Below are 16,830 nucleotides of genomic sequence, written 5' to 3'. Positions count from 1 at the left end.
CTTCGGCGGCGCCGCCCTGACCGCCGCCGCCGGGCTGCTGTGGTGGAACCACGGCTACCGCGCCGGCCGCACCGGGCAGAGCCTGGGTCTGCAGTGGACCGGGCTCGTGCTGCGCGACCGCGCCACCACCGGACCGGCCGGCACCCGCCGTGCCCTGCTGCGCCGCGGCACCGAGATCGTCACCGAACGCCACGCCCGCCACGACGACTTCACCCCGCGCCCCACCGACGGCAGCGTCGCCGCCCTGCGCCGCCGGCGCCTGCTCGGCCTGGCCGCGCTGCTCGTGCTGCTGGTACTCGGCGCGCTCGCCAGCATCGCCGTCGGCGCCCGCCCGATGACTTTCGCGGAGGTCTTCCACGCCCTCGTCGTCAACGACGGCTCCGAAACCGACGTCATCGTGCATTCGCTGCGCATCCCCCGCACCCTGCTCGCGCTGCTGGTCGGCACCGCGCTCGGCGTCGCCGGCGCACTGATCCAGGGGCACACCCGCAACCCGCTCGCCGACGCCGGTCTGCTCGGCATCAACGCCGGCGCCGCGTTCCTGGTGGTGCTGTCGATCTACCTGTTCGGGCTCTCCACCCCGGCGCAGTATCTGTGGTTCGCCTTCGCCGGGTCCGCGCTCGCCAGCATCGTGGTGTTCGGGTTCGCGTCCATCGGCAACGGCGGCTCGAGTCCGCTCAGTCTCGCTTTGGCGGGCGCGGCGGTGGCGTTCTTCCTGCAGGCGATGATCCAGACCATCGTGCTGCTCGACCAGACCAGCCTCGACGGCTACCGCTTCTGGGTGGTCGGTTCCGTCGCCGGCCGTGGCATGGACGTCTTCTGGCAGGTGTTGCCGTTCATCGTCGTCGGGTTGCTCGTCGCGCTCGCCTCCACTCCGGCACTGAACCTGCTCAGCCTCGGCGAGGACGTCGCGCGCTCGCTCGGCACCAATGTCGTCACCACCCGGGTGATCGGCATCGCCGCGATCACCGTGCTCACCGGCGCCGCCACCGCCGCGTGTGGACCGATCGCGTTCGTCGGGCTGATCGTCCCGCACATCGCCCGTGCGGTCACCGGCCCCGACTATCGCTGGCTCGTGCCCTACGCCGGGTTGCTCGGCGGGGCGCTGCTCGTCCTCGCCGACGTCGTCGGCCGCATCGTGGTGCGCCCCGGCGAACTGCAGGTCGGGATCGTGCTCGCCCTCATCGGTGCCCCCTTCTTCATCGCCCTCGTCCGTCGCCGGAAGCTGGTGGCCCTGTGAACGACACCCCCACCCCGTCCCTCGACAAGGACGAGCAGACGACGGGCACGCGCCGCTCACCCGTGCAGGTCGCCACCCGCGTGCCGGGCCGGCCCGCCTTCCGGCTCGGCTCCGTCTCCGTCGTCTGGCGCGCCCGCATGGTCATCGTGTGCGCGCTGATCGTCGTCGCCACCGCGGTGCTGCTGTCGATCTCCCTCGGACGCGGCGACTACCCGCTGAGTCCCCTGCAGGTCGTCGAGGTTCTCCTCGGCGGCGGCGAACGCCTCGACCGGTTCATCGTCTTCGACCTGCGGCTGCCGCGCGGTGTCGCCGCCGTGGTCGTCGGCGCCGCCCTCGCCGTCTCCGGCGCCATCACCCAATCGGTGTCCCGCAACGCCCTGGCCAGCCCCGACATCCTCGGCATCACCGCCGGCGCCTCCGCTGCCGCCGTGGCCCTGATCGTCGTCACCAGCGGCGGTTCCATCGTCGGACTGCTCGCCACCCTCGGATTGCCGATGTCGGCGCTGCTCGGCGCGCTGCTCACCGCCACGGTCATCTATCTGCTGGCCTGGCGGCGCGGCGCCGACGGCTTCCGGCTCGTGCTCATCGGCATCGGCATCAACGCCATGCTCATCGCCCTGACCCAGTGGATGCTCGTCTCCGCCGACATCAACGACGTCAGCCGCGCCCAGGTGTGGCTGACCGGCTCGCTCAACGGTGTCTCGTGGAGTCAGGTGGTGCCCGCCGCGATCGCGCTGCTGCTCGTCGGCGGCTGGGCCGCGACCGCCTCGTTCACCGTCGGGGCGCTGCGCCTCGGCGACGACACCGCCCGCTCCCTCGGCGTGAAGCTGCAGACCCAGCAGGCGCTGCTGCTCGTCGCGGCGTGCGCGCTCGCCGCCGTCGCCACCGCCGCCGCCGGACCGATCGGCTTCGTCGCCCTCGCCGCCCCGCAGATCGCCCTGCGCCTCGTCGGCTCGGCGGGCAGCCCGATCATCGCCTCCGCCCTGACCGGGGCATTGTTCGTCGTCGCCGCCGACCTGATCGCCCGCACCATCCTGCCGGTGCCGCTGCCGGTCGGCCTGGTCACCTCCGCGCTCGGCGGTCCCTTCCTGCTGTACCTGCTGGTGCGTTCCAACCGAAAGGTCTCCCGATGACCGACACCCATCTGCCCCCCGCCCCCGCCCCGGCCCCCGGCCCGATCGAGCATGCGGCGCCGCGGCTGGTCGCCGAACACATCAGCCTCGGCTACGGCGAACGGCTCATCGTCGACGACCTGGACCTGTCCATCCCCACCGGGGTCGTCACCACCGTCATCGGCCCCAACGGCTGCGGCAAGTCCACCCTGCTGCGCGCGCTGAGCCGGCTGCTCAAGCCTCGCACCGGCACCGTGCTGCTCGACGGGCACGACATCACCACCATGCGCACCCGCGAGGTCGCCCGGGTGCTCGGCATGCTGCCGCAGGCCCCCGTCGCGCCCGAAGGGCTCACCGTCGCCGATCTGGTCTCCCGCGGCCGGCACCCGCACCAGTCGTGGTTCCGGCAGTGGTCCTCCGACGACGAGGACGAGGTCGCGATCGCCCTCGACCGCACCGGCATCGCCGACCTCGCCGACCGTCCCATCGACGAACTGTCCGGCGGGCAACGGCAACGCGCCTGGATCTCCATGGCGCTCGCGCAGGGCACCGACATCCTGCTGCTCGACGAACCGACCACCTATCTCGACCTGGCGCACTCGGTGGAGGTCCTCGACCTCGTCGACCGGCTGCACAGTGAACTCGGCCGCACCGTGGTGATGGTGCTGCACGACCTGAACCTCGCCGTGCGCTACAGCGACCATCTGGTGGTGATGAAGGACGGCCGCGTCGTCGCCTCCGGGGTGCCCGCGGAGGTGATCTCCGTGGAACTGCTGCGCGAGGTGTTCGATCTCGACGCCTCGGTCATCGACGATCCGGTGTCCGACCGGCCGCTGATCGTGCCCATCGGCACCCGCCACGTCTACGGCGCCGCCGGAGGTCCCCACCGCCGGTGACGAGGGTCTCACCGCAGGTCAGACCCTACGACTAGGGGTAGTACGCACATTCGTCGGAGAAATCCGTAGAATCGACCCATGGCAGCACTCGGCGAACTCGAACGCGCAGTGATGGATCACCTGTGGTCCACCCCCGAACCACAGACCGTCCGGCAGGTCCACGAAGCCCTCTCGGCTCGACGCAACCTCGCGTACACCACCGTCATGACGGTCCTGCAGCGCCTCGCCAAGAAGAACCTCGTCATCCAACAACGCGACGACCGCGCCCACCGCTACCTGCCGGTGCACGGCCGCGACGAACTCGTCGCCAGCCTCATGGTCGACGCCCTCGACCAGGCCGACGAGACCGCCGGCCGCGCCGCCGCCCTCGTCCACTTCGTCGGCCGCGTCGGCGCCGACNACGAAGCCGCCGCCCTGCGCGCGGCGCTGGCGAAACTCGAAGCGCAACACGGCGACGACAACACCGGCCACGACACCGAGCGGGCCGGCTGACACACTCGATGTCATGAACGCGACCACGGCGCTGTTCTTCGGAACCACAGCGCTTCTCCTCGCCGGTCCGGTGCCGGGGCTGCTCGCCCGCGCCACCTGGCCGCACCGCAACCCCCGGGCCGCCCTCGTGCTGTGGCAGTCCGTGGCGCTGGCGGCGGTGCTCTCCGCGTTCTCCTGCGGCCTGGCCATCGCCGCCCGCCTCCTCGCACCCGGCGCCGACGGCCGACCCACCACCGGGCCCCTCGAAGAGATCGACGCCCTCGGTCTGCCCCTGTGGCTGACCTACGTCATCGTGTTCGCCCTAACCGTGTTCATCGGGGCCCGCCTGACCTTCTCCATGCTGCGCGTCGCGGTACGCACCCGCCGCCGCCGCTCCCGCCACCGCATGCTCGTCGACCTGCTCGACCGCCGCGAGAGCGGCGCCGCCGTCCGCCACCACCCGCACGTGCGGATCCTCGACACCGCCGACCCCATCGCCTACTGCCTACCCGGCCTGCGGCACCGGGTGGTGCTCAGCGAAGGCACCCTCGACAACCTCGGCGACGACGAACTACGCGCGATCCTGCGCCACGAACACTCCCACCTGCGGGCCCGCCACGACCTCATCCTCGAGGCGTTCACCGCCGTCTACGAAGCGTTCCCCCGCGTCGTGCGCTCCGGCTCGGCGCTCGGCTCGGTGAAACTGCTCGTCGAACTGCTCGCCGACGACTCCGCCGTCCGCAAGACCGGCCCCGCCCCGCTGGCCCGCGCCCTTGTCGCCTGCGCCGGCGCCCACACCCCCACCGGCGCCCTCGCCGTCGGTGGACCGAGCACCGTGCTGCGCGTGCAGCGCCTCACCGGACCGGGCCCCAACCTCGGGATCTCCGCCGCCGCCTACACCGCCGCCGCCGCCATCCTCGTCGTGCCCACCATCGCCGTGGCGGTGCCCTGGCTCACCGAACTGTCCCTGCTGCTCGGCCTCTGAGCCGCGACACGCCGCACCGTTCGGCCCGCCCCGATTTCGATCGGCCCCCGTTTCGGGGGAAGCTGTAGACCATGACCGTCGAACGCACCGAAACACCGCAGGCCCAGATCGGCGTGACCGGACTGGCCGTGATGGGCTCGAACATCGCCCGCAACTTCGCCCGCAACGGCTACACCGTCGCCCTCCACAACCGCAGCATCGCCAAGACCGACGCGCTGCTCGCCGAGCACGGCAGCGACGGCACCTTCGTCCGCACCGAAACCATCGACGACTTCGTCGCCGCCCTCGAGAAGCCGCGCCGCGTCCTGATCATGGTCAAGGCCGGCGACGCCACCGACGCGGTCATCGACGAGCTCGCCGACGCGATGGAACCCGGCGACATCATCATCGACGGCGGCAACGCCCTCTACACCGACACCATCCGCCGCGAAGCCGCCCTGCGCGCCCGTGGCCTGCACTTCGTCGGCGCCGGCATCTCCGGCGGCGAGGAAGGCGCCCTCAACGGCCCGTCGATCATGCCCGGCGGCCCCGCCGAATCGTACGAGGCGCTCGGCCCGCTGCTCGAGAAGGTCGCCGCGCAGGTCGACGGCACCCCCTGCTGCACCCACATCGGCCCCGACGGCGCCGGCCACTTCGTGAAGATGGTGCACAACGGCATCGAATACGCCGACATGCAGCTCATCGGCGAGGCCTACCACCTGCTGCGCGACGCCCTCGGCTACGACGCCGGACAGACCGCCGACGTCTTCGCCGACTGGAACACCGGCACCCTCGAGTCCTACCTCATCGAGATCACCGCCGAGGTGCTGCGCCAGACCGACGCCGCCACCGGCAAACCCCTCGTCGACGTCATCGTCGACGCCGCCGAACAGAAGGGCACCGGCCGCTGGACCGTCAAGGCCGCCCTCGACCTCGGCGTGCCCGTCACCGGCATCGCCGAAGCGGTCTTCGCCCGCGCCCTGTCCGGCTCCCGCGACCAGCGTGCCGCCGCCCGCGGCCTCGCCGCCGGCAACCTCGGTGCCGCCCCCACCGACGCCGCGCAGTTCACCGAGGACATCCGCGCCGCCCTGTACGCGTCGAAGATCGTCGCCTACGCGCAGGGCTTCGACCAGATCGCCGCCGGCAGCGCCGAATACGGCTGGAACGTCGACCGCGCCGCGCTCGCGACGATCTGGCGCGGCGGCTGCATCATCCGCGCCCAGTTCCTCAACCGCATCAAGGAGGCCTACGACGCCGACCCGGCGCTGCCGAGCCTGATCCTCGCGCCGTACTTCCGCGACGCCATCGAGATCGGCATCGACAGCTGGCGCCGCGTGGTGGTCACCGCCACCCAGCTCGGCATCCCCGTCCCGGCGTTCGCGTCGTCGCTGTCCTACTACGACGGGCTGCGCGCCGACCGGCTGCCCGCCGCCCTCACCCAGGGCCAGCGCGACTTCTTCGGTGCCCACACCTACGAGCGCACCGACCGCCCCGGCAAGTTCCACACCCTGTGGAGCGGGGACCGCTCCGAAGTGCAGGCCTGACCCGATGACGGGCACGGCAGTCGCCGTCCTGTGCGCGCTCGCCGCCGCCGCGCTCATCGCGGTCGGCAGTGTCGCGCAACAGAGTTCGGCCGCTGCCGTGCCCGACACCGACTCGCTCGTCGGCTCGCTGCTGCGCAGCCCCCGCTGGTGGGCGGGGATCCTCGGCGACGGCGGCAGCTACGTGCTGCAGGTGATCGCGCTCGTGTTCGGGTCGGTGCTGCTCGTCCAGCCCCTGCTCGTCGCGTCGCTGCTGTTCGCGTTGCCGCTCGCCGCCGCCACCACCGGCCGCCGCGTCACCCGCACCACCTGGCTGCTCGCCGGCGCATTGTGCGCGGCGCTGGCGATCTTCCTGCTCGTCGGCAACCCCACCGAGGGCACCGGTGACGCCGCCGCCGTCCGGTGGGCGCTGCCGCTCGGGGCGGTGCTCGCCGTCACTGCCGCCGCCGCCGTCGTCGCCCTGCTCTCGCCGCGATTGCGGGCGCTGTCGTTCGGGATCGCCGCCGGCATCCTCTACGGCGTGACCAGCGCGTTCACCAAACACGTCACCGACCTCGCCGAAGACGGCATCGGCCCCCTGCTCGCCTCATGGCAGACCTGGACGCTCGTCGCGGCCGGCGCCGCCGCGATCTACCTGCAGCAACGCGCCTTCCAGGCCGGCTCGCTCACCGCCTCCCTGCCCGCCCTGACCGTCGGGGAACCGCTCGCCGCGATCGTGCTCGGCATGACCGTGCTCGGTGAGCACCTGCGCACCGACGGGCCCGGACGGATCCTCGTCGGCGCCGCCGTCGTCGTGATGCTCGTGACCACCGTGGCGCTCTCCCGTGCCCAGGCCGCCGACACCCCCGCCGAGGCCGCGGCTACGCCCGCCCCAGCACCGCCACCAGAAACTCCGCATCGTCGCTGAACGACCGCAGATCCCAGGTCGACAACCGCACCTGCACCGCCAGCCCCGCCTGCTGCGCATCGGCGAAGAACTCCTCGAACGGATACTCGCGGCCCGCCCCGAAACCGATCACCACCCGGCCCTGCGGCGCCAGATGCGCCGCGAAATTGCGCAGCACCGCCACCCGGGTCGACGGCGCCACGAAGGTCATCACGTTGCCCGCGCACACGATCACATCGAACTCCGCGTCGACACCGCGGGCCGGTAGATCCAGCTCGGCCAGATCCCCGACCAGCCACCGCGGCCCCGGATGATCCTCCTCCGCCGCCGCGATCAGCACCGGATCGACATCCACCCCCACCACACGGTGCCCGGCCCGGTGCAGATAGCCGCCGAGCCGACCCGGTCCGCACCCGGCGTCGAGGATCCGTGCCCCACGCGGCACCATCGCATCGATCAACCGGGCCTCCCCGACGGTGTCCTGCCCCTGGGCGACCATGGTGCGGAACCGTTCGACGTACCACGACGAATGCGCCGGATTCTCCGCCACGATCTCCTCCCACCGGCTCGGCACCCGCTCGCCGCTGCCGCCGTGTTCCGGACCCTCGCCGCCGCTCATCCACGCTCCTTCGTTCCACCGGGACACCTGCTCGATCCCCACCGTAGGCGCCGCGTCGTCGCCTGCACCGCGACACACGGCAACCCCGCTCAGTAGAATCGGTACCCGTCGAAACCACTTCCGGCAGGCGGACACCGTCCGCGACCGGACCCGACGAGAGGACACCGGTGCCCGCGGCACCCACCACCAGCCCACCGCCCGACACCAGCTCCCCCTGCACGGAGTGCGACTCCGGGCCGGAAGGATCCTCTAGCGGGCCGGGTCACCACCCCGGCCACCACCCCGCCCGGCAGGACCGCCCCTGATGTCCGTCCTGCTCGATATCGCCGCCCTCCTCGGCTTCGTGGCGCTCACCGCAGGCACCGCCCTGTTCGTCGCCGCCGAGTTCTCCCTGACCGCCCTCGAACGCAGCGCCGTCGACGCGCACGCCCACGACGGCGACCGGCGCGCCCGGCAGGTCCAGCACGCGCACCGCACCCTGTCGTTCCAGCTGTCCGGCGCCCAGCTCGGCATCACCATCACCACACTGATCACCGGCTATCTCGCCGAACCCATCCTCGCGCAGTTCTTCACCCCGCTGTTCGACGCGATCGGCCTGAGCACCTCCGTCGCCGCGACCGTCTCGCTGGTCCTCGCGCTGCTCATCGCCACCTCCTTCTCCATGGTCTTCGGCGAACTGGTCCCCAAGAACATCGCCATCGCCCGGCCCATGGGCACCGCCCGCGCCACCGCCGGCCTCCAGCTGGCGTTCTCGCTGCTGTTCCGCTGGGCCATCCTCGGACTCAACGGCGCCGCCAACCACATCGTGCGGCGCCTCGGTATCGAACCCGCCGAGGAACTGCGCTCGGCGCGCTCCCCGCAGGAACTCGGTTCGCTGGTGCGCGCCTCGGCCCGCAGCGGCACCCTCGACGAGCACACCGCCCGCCTGGTCTACCGCTCCCTGCAGTTCGGGGACCGCACCGCCGAGGACCTCATGACCCCGCGCAGCACCGTCGAGAGCCTCGACCGCAACGCCACCGTCCTCGACCTCATCGAGTTGTCCGCCCGCACCGGCTACTCCCGCTTCCCGATCGTCGACGGCGACCTCGACGCCCCGCTCGGCGTCGTGCACGTCAAGCACGCGTTCACCGTGCCCGGCCCGGCGCGCGGCACCACCGCCGTCGGCGCTCTCGCCCGCCGCGTGCCCACCGTGCCGTCCAGCCTCGACGGCGACACCGTCATGGAACGGGTGCGCTCGGACGGCATGCAGGTCGCGCTCGTCGTCGACGAATACGGCGGCACCGCCGGACTGATCACCATGGAGGACCTCGTCGAGGAGATCGTCGGCGACGTCCGCGACGAACACGACGAGACCGAACTCGACGCCCACCGCGACGGGGACGGCTGGTCGTGCACGGGTCTGCTGCGCACCGACGAGCTCGCCCAGCTCACCGGCTACCGCGCCCCCGACGGCGACTACGAGACCCTCGCCGGGCTGATCCTCACCGAACTCGGCCGCATCCCCGAGGTCGACGACGAGATCCAGCTGCCGCTGCGCCGCGGCGAACGCGACCTCACCTGGTACGCGCGCATCCTCGAGATGGACGGGCACCGCATCGACCGGGTGCTGCTCGTCCCCGGCGCCGCCCCCGACCCCGAGAACCCCGACGGCGACAACGGTGACAGGGACGACGCCCCGGCCGCCGACGAGGGTGGTGAGCAGCGATGAGCGACTGGTTCGGAATCGTCCTCGCCGTGCTGCTGCTCGCCGGCAACGCCTTCTTCGTCGGCGCCGAGTTCTCCCTCATCACCGTCCGCCGCGACCGCCTCGAGACGCTGCTCGCCCAGGGCAAGACCCGCGCCCGCACCGTCATCCACGCCGGCGAACACCTCTCGCTCATGCTCGCCGGCTCCCAGCTCGGCATCACGATCTGCTCGATCCTGCTCGGCCGCGTCGCCGAACCGGCCATCGCGCACCTGATCGAGGTGCCGCTGCACGCGGCCCGGGTGTCCGACGCACTGCTGCACCCCATCGCGTTCACCATCGGGCTGACCATCGTGGTGGTGCTGCACATCCTGCTCGGCGAGATGGTGCCGAAGAACATCGCCATCGCCGGACCGGAACGCGCGGCGATGCTGCTCGTGCCGATCCACCTGCTGTTCATGCGACCCGCCCGGCCGGTCATCGCCTTCTACAACCTGTGCGCCAACGCCACCCTGCGCGCGGCGCGCATCGACCCGAAGGACGAACTCGACACCTCCGTCTCCGCCGTGGAGCTGACCGAGATGATCGGCGAATCCCGCTCCGAGGGACTGCTCGACGAGGAGGAACACAAGCGCCTCACCCGGGCCCTGGCCACCGGCAACCGCACCGTCGCCGACGTGATGATCCCGCTCGCGCGGGTGCGCACCGTCCCGCACACCGGCGCGGGCCCGACCCTCGGCGACGTCGAGCAGGCGGTCACCACCACCGGCTTCTCCCGGTATCCCACGCGTCGACCCGACGGGACGATCACCGGCTACGTGCACATCAAGGACGTGCTCGATCTCGTGCGGGAACAGTCCACCGGTCCCGAGACCGTCATTCCCGCCGCGGTGATCCGGGCGCTGCCGACCATCGGGATCGGCGACGGTCTCGACGAGGCGCTGGCCGCGCTGCGGCGCAGCAACGCGCATCTGGCCGGGGTGACCGACACCACCGCAACGCTGCGGGGCATCGTCACGCTCGAGGACCTCGTGGAAGAGTTCGTCGGGACGGTCCGCGACGCCACCCACCGGGTCGCGGATCCGCTGGGCAACCGCCCCCGCACCACCGCACCCCGATCGACCGAACGAGAACGATGACCCGCTCCCTGTCCGTGACCGACCGCCCGGCGATCCTCACCGAGAACGAGTGGACCGCGCGGCGCGACGCCCACCACGCCGTCGTGGACGAGTTGCTCGCCGGGCATCTCGAACGACGCGCCGCCGGCCGCACCCATCCGGTGCACGACTTCCTGTTCACCTACTACAGCCTGCGGCCGAGCCAGTTGCGGCGCTGGCATCCCGGTTACGGCACCGTGCTGCTCGGTGCCGCCGCGGTGCGCGACTACCGCGACCATCCCGGCTACGAGCGAGTCGTGATCGACGGGCAGCCCGGAGTGCGGGTGGGCCGGGAGATGCTCGACCGGCGCGCCGACACCGTCGACTTCGTCGCGGGGCTGCTCACCGCGACGGCCTCCCGGCCGCCGCAGCTCGGCTGCTTCGGATTGCACGAGTGGGCGATGGTGTACCGGGCGGGGGACGACGGGGTGCGGCACTCGTCGGTGCCGTTGCGGCTCGGCCACACCGGAACCGACGCGGTGGTGGAATCAATGCAGCTCCGCTGCACCCATTACGACGCGTTCCGGTTCTTCACCCCCGACGCCGTCCCGCGCAACGCCACCGAACTGACCCGCGACCAGCAGGTACGCACCGAACAACCCGGCTGTCTGCACGCCGGCATGGATCTGTACAAGTGGGCCTACAAGCTGCTGCCGTTGACGGATTCGGAGCTGACGGTGCGGTGCCTGCGACACGCGTCTGCAGCCCGTGAATTGGACATGCGGGCGAGCCCGTATGATCTCGAGGACTACGGCTACTCGCCCATCAGGATCGAGACTGCCGCCGGACGCGCACAGTACGTCCGCGAGCAGTCGGCGCTCACCCGTCGCGCCGCAGCTCTGAGAGAAGAGCTGGTGAATCGATGTACCGCCCTGCAGGCGCACAGAACCACTGCGCCCGATACTACTGGCGGGTAACATAATCGACGATTCCGTGCGGCCGGGACGTTTCCGGCCGCACAGCAACCGGAAAGAGTGAGGGTGATGACAGAACGCGTGCAGGTCGGCGGACTCCAGATCGCGCAGGTTCTCTACGACTTCGTCAACAACGAGGCCATCCCCGGCAGCGGGGTCGACGCCGACACCTTCTGGGCAGGTGCCGACAAGATCGTCCACGACCTCGCCCCCAAGAACCGGGCACTGCTCGCCAAGCGTGACGAACTCCAGGCCCGGATCGACGGCTGGCACCGCGACCGCGCCGGACAGCCCCACGACCCGGTCGCCTACAAGGCCTTCCTCGAAGAGATCGGCTACCTCGTCCCCGCCCCCGAGCCGTTCACCATCGGCACCGAGAACGTCGACTCCGAGATCGCCGAGACCGCCGGCCCGCAGCTCGTCGTGCCCGTCCTCAACGCCCGCTTCGCGCTCAACGCCTCCAACGCGCGCTGGGGATCGCTCTACGACGCGCTCTACGGCACCGACGTCATCTCCGAAGAAGGCGGCGCCGAGAAGGGCACCGGCTACAACAAGGTCCGCGGCGACAAGGTCATCGCCTGGGCCCGCGACTTCCTCGACAAGGCCGCACCCCTCGCGCAGGGTTCGCACGCCGACTCCACCGGCTACAGCATCGACGGCACCGAGCTGAAGGTCACCCTCGGCGACGGCACCGTCACCGGCCTCGCCCAGCCCGACAAGCTCGTCGGCTACCTCGGCGACAAGACCACCCCGTCCTCGGTGCTGCTGCGCAACAACGGCCTGCATATCGACATCCAGATCGACCCCGAGTCCCCCATCGGCAGCACCGACGCCGCCGGCGTCAAGGACGTCGTCCTCGAATCCGCCGTCACCACCATCATGGACTTCGAGGACTCCGTCGCCGCCGTCGACGCCGACGACAAGGTCATCGGCTACCGCAACTGGCTCGGCCTCAACCGCGGCGACCTGTCCGAATCCTTCGACAAGGGCGGCAAGACCCTCACCCGCACGCTCAACCCGAACCGCGTCTACACCGCCCTCGACGGCAGCGACCTCGAACTGCACGGCCGCTCCCTGCTGTTCGTCCGCAACGTCGGGCACCTCATGACCAACCCCGCCGTCCTCGACCGCGACGGCAACGAGGTCCCCGAAGGCATCCTCGACGCACTCGTCACCAGCCTGTGCGCCATCCACGGCCTGCACATCGACGAGGACCACGGCCCGCTCGCCAACAGCCGCACCGGCTCGATCTACATCGTCAAGCCCAAGCAGCACGGCCCCGAGGAATCCGCCTTCACCACCGAACTGTTCGGCCGCGTCGAAGAGGTCCTCTCCCTGCCCACCAACACCCTCAAGGTCGGCATCATGGACGAGGAACGACGCACCACCGTCAACCTCGCCGCCTGCATCAAGGCCGCCTCCGACCGCGTGGTGTTCATCAACACCGGCTTCCTCGACCGCACCGGCGACGAGATCCACACCTCCATGGAGGCCGGCCCCGTCGTCCGCAAGGCCGCGATGAAGCAGCAGCGCTGGATCGCCGCCTACGAGGACTGGAACGTCGACACCGGCCTCGCCTGCGGCCTGCAGGGCAAGGCCCAGATCGGCAAGGGCATGTGGGCCATGACCGACCTCATGCGCGACATGGTCGAGCAGAAGATCGGCCAGCCCAAGGCCGGCGCCAACACCGCCTGGGTGCCCTCGCCCACCGGCGCCACCCTGCACGCCACCCACTACCACGAGGTCGACGTCTTCGCCGTCCAGAACGAGCTCAAGGGCACCAGCCGCGCCACCGTCGACGACATCCTCACCATCCCCCTCGCCGAGAACCCGAACTGGACCGACGAGGAGAAGCGCGAGGAACTCGACAACAACTGCCAGTCCATCCTCGGCTACGTCGTGCGCTGGATCGACGCCGGCGTCGGCTGCTCCAAGGTCCCCGACATCCACGACGTCGCCCTCATGGAGGACCGCGCCACCCTGCGCATCTCCAGCCAGCTCCTCGCCAACTGGATCCGCCACGACGTCGTCACCGCCGATGAGGTCATCGCCTCCCTCGAGCGCATGGCACCCGTCGTCGACCGGCAGAACGAAGGCGACCCCGGCTACCGGCCGCTCGCCCCGAACTTCGACGACAACATCGCCTTCCAGGCCGCCAAGGAACTCATCCTCGAAGGCACCACGCAGCCCAGCGGCTACACCGAGCCGATCCTGCACCGCCGTCGCCGCGAGAACAAGGCCAAGTACGCCTGACCCGCACACCGACACCACAGGGCCCCGATCCACACCGGATCGGGGCCCTGCCCGTCCCCGCACCGCGCGGCGGAGCCAGGTCACATCCCGCCTCTCACTAGACTCGACCATCGGATCGACGAACGAAACGAGGCGGACACGACGTGGGCGGGCGACATCGCGGCAGCGGACGACGAGGAATCAGCACGAGCGTCATCGTGGTCGCCGTAGGCGTAGTACTCGCCCTGCTCGCCGTCCTCGGCTGGTTCCGCCTCCGCGACAACATCGACGACCAGGCCACCGCCGCCGCCGAAACCTGCGTCGAAGGCGACACCGTCCTGCACATCGCCGCCGACCCCCTCATCGCCCCCGCCCTCACCGAACTCGCCGAACAGTGGACCGACGGCGGCGTCCGCGTCATCCGCGACCACTGCGTCACCGCCGAGATCACCGCCGTCGACAGCCTCGCCGCCGCCGACACCCTCACCACCGGCACCTGGGATCCGGCGCTCGGCCCCGAGCCCGCCCTGTGGGTGCCCCTCGACACCCGCATGAGCGCCCGCGCCACCGACGCCGTCGACGGCACCCCCCGCTCCCTCGCCACCTCCCCGGTCGTGCTCGCCGTCCCCACCGACCTCGGCCGCGCCCTCACCACCGCCACCCTCCGCTGGCAGGACCTGCCCCGACTCCAGAACGACCCCGCCGCCATGCGCGAGAGCGGACTCGACATCTGGGGCACCCTCGGCCTCGCCCTGCCCACCGGCACCGAGACCCACGCCACCACCCTCGCCCTCGAAGCCGTCACCGCCGCCACCACCGGCATCGGCGCCGGACCGGTCACCCTCGAACAGGCCGCCACCCCCGCCGCCATCACCGCCGTGAGCACCCTCGCGCTCGGCGCCGACACCCTCGGCGCGGTCGGCACCACCGCCGACACCCTCGCGGCGCTCGGCGCCCACCCCGACACCGAGGCCCCGATCCACGCCGTGCCGGTCGTCGAACAGCAACTGCACCGTGCCCTCACCGACGGGCAGGTCCGCGGCCTCACCGGCCACCTGCCGATCGGCGTCGCACCCGTCGTCGACTTCCCCACCGCCGTCGTCGACGCCCCCTGGGTCGACGAGACCCTCGCCCGCGCCGCCGCGGAGTTCACCGACTACGCGCGTCGCCCCGAACAGGCCGGCGTCCTCACCGCACACGGCTTCCGTACCGGCGACACCGTCCCCGAACCCGCCGGGGAACTGCCGCTGCCCCGCGTCGACACCGTCCTCGCCCCCGCCGACCCCACCGTCGACGACGTCCTCGTCGCACTGCGTCTCGCCCCGGTGTCCCCGCGCAAGGTCACGATGGTCGTCGACACCTCCACCTCCATGGGCACCCCCGCCGGCGACGGCACCCGCCTCACCGCCACCGCGGGTGCCCTGCGCGAGGCCATGCGCCGCGCCTCCATCAACTCGGTGATGGGCATGTACGTCTTCGCCGACACCCCCAGCGGGCACCGTGTCGCCGTCATCCGCGACGGCCTCACCGACGCCAAGCGCGCGGCGATGTCCTCGATCCTCGACGACATCGACCTCGTCGACCGCGAACCCGTCTACGCCACCCTCACCGCCGCCTACCGCGACGCCGTCGACAACTACGACCCCGGCCGACCCAACTCCGTTCTCGTCGTCGTCGACAGCGACGACCCCGACGAGGCGGCCGCCCGCGACCTGCGCGCGGCGATCGACGAACTCTCGTCCCCCGACACCCCCGTGCGGATCGACGTCGTCGTCCTCGGCGACCGCACCGACCCCGTCCTCGAGCAGGCCGCCGAGGCCACCGACGGCAACCTCACCGTCGTCGACCCCACCGACCCGGCCGACCTCACCGACCTCCTCCGAAAGCTGACGTCCTGACCGTGCTCCGACTTCTCGTCATGGGGGTCTTCCTCGCCCTCCTCACCTACCTGCTGCATCGACGACTCGTCCGGGCACCCGGCCTGCCGCGTCCTGCCGCCCTCGCCGCCGACCTCGTCCTGGCGGCAATGTTCGTGCTCACGCTCGTCGCCTCCGGGGTGGGCACGGCGCTCGACCCCGCCTGGGCCCGCCCCATCGGGTTCCTCGGCTGGAGCTGGATGGCGGTGGTGCTGTACCTGATGCTCGGGCTCCTGCTCGTCGGAGTCGGGCTGCTCGCCGCCCGCCTCGCCCGGCGCGGGCGCCCCCGGCCGACCACCGACGACGGCACCGCCGAGACCCCGCGACGGGGTCTGCGCATCGCGACCGCCGTGCTCGTCGTCGCCGCGGTCGCCGCGGTCGGATACGGCACGGTCGAAGCCGATCGGCCACGGATCGTCACCGTGCCCGTCGCGTTGCAGGACCTGCCTGCCGGCTTCGACGGCGCCCGCATCGCGCTCGTCACCGACCTGCACGTCGGACCCGCCCGCGGCGCCGACTTCGTGCAACGCGTCGTCGACCTCGTCGCCGAACAGCAACCCGACCTGATCGTGCTCGGCGGCGACCTCGCCGACGGCACCGTGGAACTCGTCGGCTCCGACCTCGAACCGCTCCGGCAGCTGCAGGCCCCGCTCGGGGTGTACGGCGTCAGCGGCAACCACGAGTACTACTCCGACGACGCCGAATCATGGCTCGACCATTGGGAGACGCTCGGTGTACGCGCCCTGCGCAACGAGCACGTCGTCCTCGAGCGCGACGGCGATGTCGTCGCGCTCGCCGGCGTCCACGATTACACCGCGACCGAACCCCACCACCCCGACATGCCCGCCGCGCTCGACGGCATCGCGGACGGTACCCCGGTGATCCTCGCCGCCCACCAGCCCCGGCACGTCGACGAGGCCCACGAACTCGGAGTCGACCTGCAGCTGTCCGGGCACACCCACGGCGGACAGATGTGGCCGCTGCGGCCGTTCGTCTCCCTCGCCAACCCCACCGTCACCGGACTCGACCGCTTCGGCGACACGCAGATCTACACGTCCCAGGGCACCGGCGCGTGGGGACCGCCCGTGCGGGTCGGCACCCCACCGGAGATTTCCGTCCTCGAGCTGACCGCCGCGAACTGACGGCTTTATCCTCTTGGCTGGTGTGTTTGGTTGTTGTTGGGGAGTGATTCTGGACT

Annotated in this window: 14 protein-coding genes; 13 read left to right on the top strand and 1 reads right to left on the bottom strand. The window is 71.4% G+C overall.

Features of this window, described 5'->3' with window-relative positions; genetic code table 11:
* The 7 genes from ACLBYD_RS09885 to ACLBYD_RS09855 form a co-directional block, all read left to right on the top strand.
* Positions 1–1,240: FecCD family ABC transporter permease (locus tag ACLBYD_RS09885; protein WP_447816282.1), on the top strand; the 1,240-nt coding region annotated here is incomplete at its 5' end.
* Complete coding sequence (locus ACLBYD_RS09880; RefSeq protein WP_447816280.1) at positions 1,237–2,373, top strand: FecCD family ABC transporter permease; 1,137 nt, start codon at positions 1,237–1,239, stop codon at positions 2,371–2,373. The genes ACLBYD_RS09885 and ACLBYD_RS09880, both read left to right, overlap by 4 nt.
* Positions 2,370–3,248: an ABC transporter ATP-binding protein gene (locus tag ACLBYD_RS09875; protein ID WP_447816278.1), complete on the top strand. Its 879-nt coding sequence runs from the start codon at positions 2,370–2,372 to the stop codon at positions 3,246–3,248. Before ACLBYD_RS09880 ends, ACLBYD_RS09875 begins: the two co-directional genes overlap by 4 nt.
* Positions 3,249–3,326: 78 nt before the next feature.
* Entirely contained in the window at positions 3,327–3,740 is a 414-nt protein-coding gene (locus ACLBYD_RS09870; protein ID WP_447816276.1) for a BlaI/MecI/CopY family transcriptional regulator, read from the top strand.
* Positions 3,741–3,753: 13 nt separating this feature from the next.
* Entirely contained in the window at positions 3,754–4,704 is a 951-nt protein-coding gene (locus ACLBYD_RS09865; RefSeq protein ID WP_006552761.1) for a M56 family metallopeptidase, read from the top strand.
* Between the two features lie 71 nt (positions 4,705–4,775).
* Positions 4,776–6,227: an NADP-dependent phosphogluconate dehydrogenase gene (gene gndA, locus ACLBYD_RS09860; protein ID WP_447816274.1), complete on the top strand. Its 1,452-nt coding sequence runs from the start codon at positions 4,776–4,778 to the stop codon at positions 6,225–6,227.
* A gap of 4 nt (positions 6,228–6,231) precedes the next feature.
* On the top strand, positions 6,232–7,131 hold the full coding sequence (locus ACLBYD_RS09855; RefSeq protein WP_447816272.1) for a DMT family transporter: 900 nt from the start codon (positions 6,232–6,234) through the stop codon (positions 7,129–7,131).
* Here the strand turns inward: ACLBYD_RS09855 and ACLBYD_RS09850 are convergent.
* Positions 7,085–7,729, bottom strand: coding sequence for a class I SAM-dependent methyltransferase (locus tag ACLBYD_RS09850; RefSeq protein WP_447816270.1), 645 nt, complete (start codon positions 7,727–7,729; stop codon positions 7,085–7,087). The genes ACLBYD_RS09855 and ACLBYD_RS09850 overlap by 47 nt on opposite strands.
* A gap of 304 nt (positions 7,730–8,033) precedes the next feature.
* Between ACLBYD_RS09850 and ACLBYD_RS09845 the strand changes: the two genes are divergently transcribed.
* The 6 genes from ACLBYD_RS09845 to ACLBYD_RS09820 all read left to right on the top strand — a co-directional run bounded on the left by ACLBYD_RS09845 (position 8,034) and on the right by ACLBYD_RS09820 (position 16,774).
* Positions 8,034–9,437, top strand: coding sequence for a hemolysin family protein (locus tag ACLBYD_RS09845; RefSeq protein WP_447816269.1), 1,404 nt, complete (start codon positions 8,034–8,036; stop codon positions 9,435–9,437).
* Positions 9,434–10,552, top strand: a complete 1,119-nt coding sequence (locus tag ACLBYD_RS09840) for a hemolysin family protein (RefSeq protein ID WP_447816267.1) — start codon at positions 9,434–9,436, stop codon at positions 10,550–10,552. Before ACLBYD_RS09845 ends, ACLBYD_RS09840 begins: the two co-directional genes overlap by 4 nt.
* Entirely contained in the window at positions 10,549–11,487 is a 939-nt protein-coding gene (locus ACLBYD_RS09835; RefSeq protein WP_447816266.1) for a 3-methyladenine DNA glycosylase, read from the top strand. Before ACLBYD_RS09840 ends, ACLBYD_RS09835 begins: the two co-directional genes overlap by 4 nt.
* Positions 11,488–11,553: 66 nt before the next feature.
* Positions 11,554–13,737 (top strand): malate synthase G, encoded by a 2,184-nt coding sequence (locus ACLBYD_RS09830; RefSeq protein WP_447816264.1) that lies wholly within the window; start codon positions 11,554–11,556, stop codon positions 13,735–13,737.
* 143 nt (positions 13,738–13,880) lie between these two features.
* Positions 13,881–15,614: a substrate-binding domain-containing protein gene (locus tag ACLBYD_RS09825; RefSeq protein WP_447816263.1), complete on the top strand. Its 1,734-nt coding sequence runs from the start codon at positions 13,881–13,883 to the stop codon at positions 15,612–15,614.
* Positions 15,615–15,616: 2 nt separating this feature from the next.
* Positions 15,617–16,774, top strand: a complete 1,158-nt coding sequence (locus ACLBYD_RS09820) for a metallophosphoesterase (RefSeq protein WP_447816262.1) — start codon at positions 15,617–15,619, stop codon at positions 16,772–16,774.
* The last annotated feature ends 56 nt before the right edge of the window (positions 16,775–16,830 follow it).

Source organism: Rhodococcus sp. C26F, assembly GCF_053345925.1.
This window is presented reverse-complemented; position numbering and strand designations above follow the sequence as displayed.